We start from the raw sequence: 4,842 nt of genomic DNA, 5'->3' as shown, positions 1-4,842 counted from the left end.
CTAATATCAACAGAAAAGACCCCATCTTTAAACGAATATCCTTCTGTCCTTTTTGCAATATCTTGTCCAGTTAACTCAATGGTTTTCTTTTGTTTATCAATCTTAAAGTTATCGGCTTCTCCATGTTCAATGGAACCTTTATCTCCTTTAATAGTAAACACCAATTCGTTTCTTTCACTTGAGATCCAATAATACTCACCATCTAAAGATTGGTGGTTGTTTTTTGAGCAAGCAATTAAAGTAATTATTGATAATGAAAGCAGTAATATACCTACTAATTTTCTCATAATCTTTGCCTCCTTCTATATTTTTAATTATACCAAAATAATATTACAAGAGTATGTCAGTGTCTGTTATAACGGAAAAATGAAGAAATGTCTATTATAACGGCAAATATTAAACTTTCGTCGATTGATTTTATTTAATATTGAGACAAAGTATAGATCAATAGCACTATATAATTTAAATATTGATGGATTTGATCTTGATACAGTAGCATATCATTGTAAAATTCTGCCTGATGCAGACCTCCTAGATAGTTATGAATCTACATGTTGTATTGAAAATAAAATACAGATAGAATTCTGCAAGTGTCTGATACTATGCTATTTTAGACTAATTGAAAGCTAACTTTTTATTTTCCCCTATTCAATCAAACTCAATCAGTTTTTTTGAAAAAATAGATAGAATTCTGTGAGTGCTTGATGATGATGCTACGCTATTTTTAGTCCAACTGAAACCCATACTTTCCAAACCAGATCTTAAGAAAAAGGTAGAGTTTGAATTGAAATACAGTGCAATATATCGCATTTGAAAAAAAGAAAAAACGCTTTAAATCAGCGTTTTTCTTATGTATTGATTCGTATTGAACCCCTACTTAACTTCTATTTAAGTAAAAAGAGATATCACTTATACTATAAACAAAATTTTCTTTTATTACTTAGTGAACAATTTTGTGATTTTTATTATTATTAAACGAAAAACACTTTATGGTAAGCTGAACCATAAAGTGTCATTTATTATAACAGTTGTTAAGTATAACAAATTTTACGCTTATTCTTCGACCCAAAATTGATAAAGCTGACTATGTCATATGATTGTAACATCTTGCTTTTAAAAAACAGATAAGGTGTTATTTTAGCATACACTTTTACAACTCAATATGTGTTAAAAACAAGACAGTAGCTTCAGAATAGCTACTGTCTTATCTCATTTTTTCTTGAAACCTTGATAGATTTGATAAATAGTAGAAAAAAACTTACTTTGTATCAGTTTGAAAAATATTATTTTAGAATCAATTTACAGGTTAAGATATTCTATACTTACGAAAATTATAGAATTCAATATCATATTAGATATTTTACATTGATTGAAAATTGACCAAAGTATATTTTCAATCAGATAGATAGACCAATTTCTTTAAAAAACTGATTCATCGAAATACACCTAACTCCCAACTCTTCACATACATCTGGAATCTTAACATTTCTGCTAGGATTTCTAGGATTGAGATTAATATTTTTTACTTCATCGGTTACAATTGTATAATTTTTATTTTTAGCAATAGCAATCAACCAAGGATCTGCAATTCTATCGTTTGCCCAACCCTTTTCTGAGTTGAGGGCCGTATCTTTATATAGTGGACTATTGTCAATATATTGAATCACTTCAATCCATTCTAGAGCAAAGGATTTATGATCTATAAAATTTTTTTTATAGTTATCCTTTAACCACGCCTTAAACCATGGATCTTGATAATTCTCCGAAACGACTATTTCAGGGATTACGACACTTGAGTTTAGAATGCTCAAAAATTTAAACCAGAAAGTAGGGAAGAAATCCTTACGATAATATCTATCATAAAAATTTATGTATATATTTGAATCTAATAGATACATTTATCGCACTCCCTTACTTAATATTTTATATCCTTTATAGCCAACACCAACAATACTAAAAGCATCTGTATATGTAATCTTATTTTCTAGAACAGCATTATTTACATATTTAAAGAAATTGTTGTCAATTCTGAATCTAAGATTATTACTATAATTACCTCCTTTTGAAGGATTTCTATGTTTTGTTATTTGCTTAAATTCTTCTTCCAAATCAATATTTATAGATAAATAAATATCTTTGGGAATAATTGACAAATCATATAAACGTCTTAAAACGACAAACTTACTGACCTCTGTTTTTTTGGCAATAATTTCTAAATTATCTTTTATATCCTTCTGTCCATCAAACATTTTTATAATTATTTCTTTTGGAGCTAAAATTTCAGCGGTTATTGAATTTATAATTGCCTCTTTTTTATTTTGATTGTTAAAATCTTTATTATCTAACAAATCGCTGTCTCCATACAATAAATGGACAAATTCATGTATCAGCGTAAACAATTGACCAGTCTTAGAATCTAACTGATTGATAAAAATAATCGGAGCCTTTTTGTCAGACAAAACAAAACCTCTGAATTCTTTAATGTTTAAAGGACGATGTGTATTATCCTTATACTTCCCGTTTAAGAATATGAATATCCCTAAATCACCCAACAATTTTCTATAATAGTCAAATCTGTTTTTTAATATTTCAGCCCCCAAAAGAGTTCGTACTTTATTTATGACTTTTTCACGATCATCATCCAAATCAAAAATTCTTATAAATGAACATTCATTCTCAACAGAATCCCTCAAAAAATCTTGCTTTTCTTGCATTTCAAGAATTGTATCTTTTAATTCAGAACTAATCTCAGATAACTGTCGCGAATTCAAAGTCCTAAAATCAATATTTAAAGTGACAGGAGCGATTTTTTCATTGAGTAGCAACAATCCAGTAGGAACATTAATAAGTTTCGAAAGAATCGATAATTGATTAAAAGTCGGCTTTAGTTCTCCTGACAAATACTTATCAATATTAGGTAATTTCTTATATAAAAGATCCATAGGAGTATTAGAATTACGAATATACGCTGATAGTACTTTAGTATTTACCTTTAATCGTATTGTCATAAGCTACCTCCTACTTTTTATCTATTTTATCAAATTATGAAAATTAATTCTATCCTTAATTTTAAAACGCATTGAAACATCTTATTTGCTTGTTTTTATGAATTAGAGAGCAACTTCTATATACATACTAATGATTGTAAAATATAAACCCTAAAAATCAAATTTACGTAAATGAACAATTACCTCACCGTATACCATAGAACTTTCTATAAGTTTATTAAGTATTAAAGTTATAAGTACTATACATCTACATAAAGAATAAACCTATAGAGTCTCAATGCTAAATACTTTCCAAATAACAGAATTTTCTAAAATCCATCGATTATTTTGTAATTTTCAACGAATCTTCTTTAACTCCAAAAAACAACTCATATAGCAAATCTAGTTTAGCTAATTCCTTATAATTTGGTATAAGATTTGAAAAACCATAGTCAAGATACCCACCAGAGGATACAACTCCTACGTTTAATAAATTAGCGATTAAATAAAAATTTTGAGCTAAATGGCCTGCTTCTAACAGTAAAAATCTGTACCCTCTATCTTGATACTTCAAACACTTTGCATTACTATCCGATAATATATGGACGGAGAATGCAGCGTTTTGTGCTAAGTTATACGACAATGTTACTTTGTGGTAGTCAATCACTTTAAACTCATTCGTTAAAAAAATAAGACTCTCTTCTTTTCTATCATAAATATATATACCGTTCTCTATTTCTTCGACATTTTTAACAATCACGATGACTGTAAAACACTCTATTCCTCCTGAAATTGGATAATTTGGAAATTGACGATTTTTCCCTCCAATTGCACACCTTATAATGTACAAGAAGTCCTTTTTACTAACTTTATTTTTAGAAAAAGATCTATAGCTTCTTCTATTATCAAATATTTCTAAGAATTCATCTTTATCAACACTAATTTCTATAGATGATTTATTTGAATAACAGAGAGTATCTTGATTTTTATTCACTGATTCATTCTCATAAAAGTTAATAATTGAATTTTCAAATCCTCCTGAATTTTCAAGAGTCAAAACTGTATTTTCATGAAATATTTGATACAAATATTTCTCACCTATTTTAATGCAGGAGCTATCATTTTTCACTTATTACTTCCTCCAATATTTTAATCGAACTTGGATTTCTTCCCATATTAAAACAATAATTCTGATTAGTTAAGTTGTTTTTTTTCATAATGCTATTGAAAACCTTCACTTTGCAATTCTCATTACTCCCCTCAAAATCACTTATATAGCTAATTTCCTTATAAATGTCACCTAAAAGTGCAAGAAAATTTCCCCGACTTAAATTACTATATTCCATATCAACTATACAACTGTAAAACATATTAATCATGCTTTCTATTATACATTCAGAATCCTTATTTTCTAAATAACCATTCTTGGAAATACATGTATAAAATGATATATACTCGTCAACTATGATAGGAAAAAAATACTTGCTATCATAGTTTCTATAGATATCTATTAATTTATAAGCATTATATCGATTAACAAACACAATAATCATTTTAGCATCACCTGGATTTTGTGATGATTCTATAATTAAGTGTAAATCGTTTGAGTAGTTATTTCCACTCAAATCTAGTATAAAGAGTTCAAAGCCCAATTCATCTACATCTACTATTTTAATTAAATTAAGATTAACCATTTTATCCAAAAATTTTCTTAAATCCCTCTTATTTTGTTTAGGATTGATTTTAAAAAATAGTTCATCAAACGTTTTAAGCGAATATAGTTCATCAAGTATTGGATAAATATATGTGTAATAATTTCTACCCGTAATATTTAAAATCTTGTTATCAATCTTAA

Annotated in this window: 5 protein-coding genes; all 5 read right to left on the bottom strand. The window is 27.6% G+C overall.

Annotated elements, in window-relative coordinates; all coding sequences use genetic code 11:
- On the bottom strand, nucleotides 1–287 hold a 287-nt coding region (locus HMPREF2918_RS04070; protein WP_070594651.1), incomplete at its 3' end, for a hypothetical protein.
- 1,110 nt (nucleotides 288–1,397) lie between these two features.
- Nucleotides 1,398–1,898 carry a DUF4411 family protein gene (locus HMPREF2918_RS04065; RefSeq protein ID WP_070594650.1) on the bottom strand — a complete coding sequence of 167 codons (501 nt, stop codon included), beginning with the start codon at nucleotides 1,896–1,898 and terminating at the stop codon, nucleotides 1,398–1,400.
- Entirely contained in the window at nucleotides 1,899–3,008 is a 1,110-nt protein-coding gene (locus HMPREF2918_RS04060) for an ImmA/IrrE family metallo-endopeptidase (RefSeq protein WP_070594649.1), read from the bottom strand. It lies immediately after the preceding gene.
- Nucleotides 3,009–3,330: 322 nt separating this feature from the next.
- Complete coding sequence (locus HMPREF2918_RS04055) at nucleotides 3,331–4,116, bottom strand: SagB/ThcOx family dehydrogenase (RefSeq protein WP_070594648.1); 786 nt, start codon at nucleotides 4,114–4,116, stop codon at nucleotides 3,331–3,333.
- The coding region (locus HMPREF2918_RS11330) for a hypothetical protein (protein ID WP_176745982.1) at nucleotides 4,106–4,842 on the bottom strand (737 nt) is incomplete at its 5' end. The genes HMPREF2918_RS11330 and HMPREF2918_RS04055, both read right to left, overlap by 11 nt.

The sequence above is a fragment of the Streptococcus sp. HMSC065C01 genome (assembly GCF_001813525.1).
Lineage (GTDB): Bacteria > Bacillota > Bacilli > Lactobacillales > Streptococcaceae > Streptococcus > Streptococcus parasanguinis_V.
Note: the sequence above shows the minus strand (reverse complement) of the source record. Positions and strands in the feature narration are given on the sequence as shown.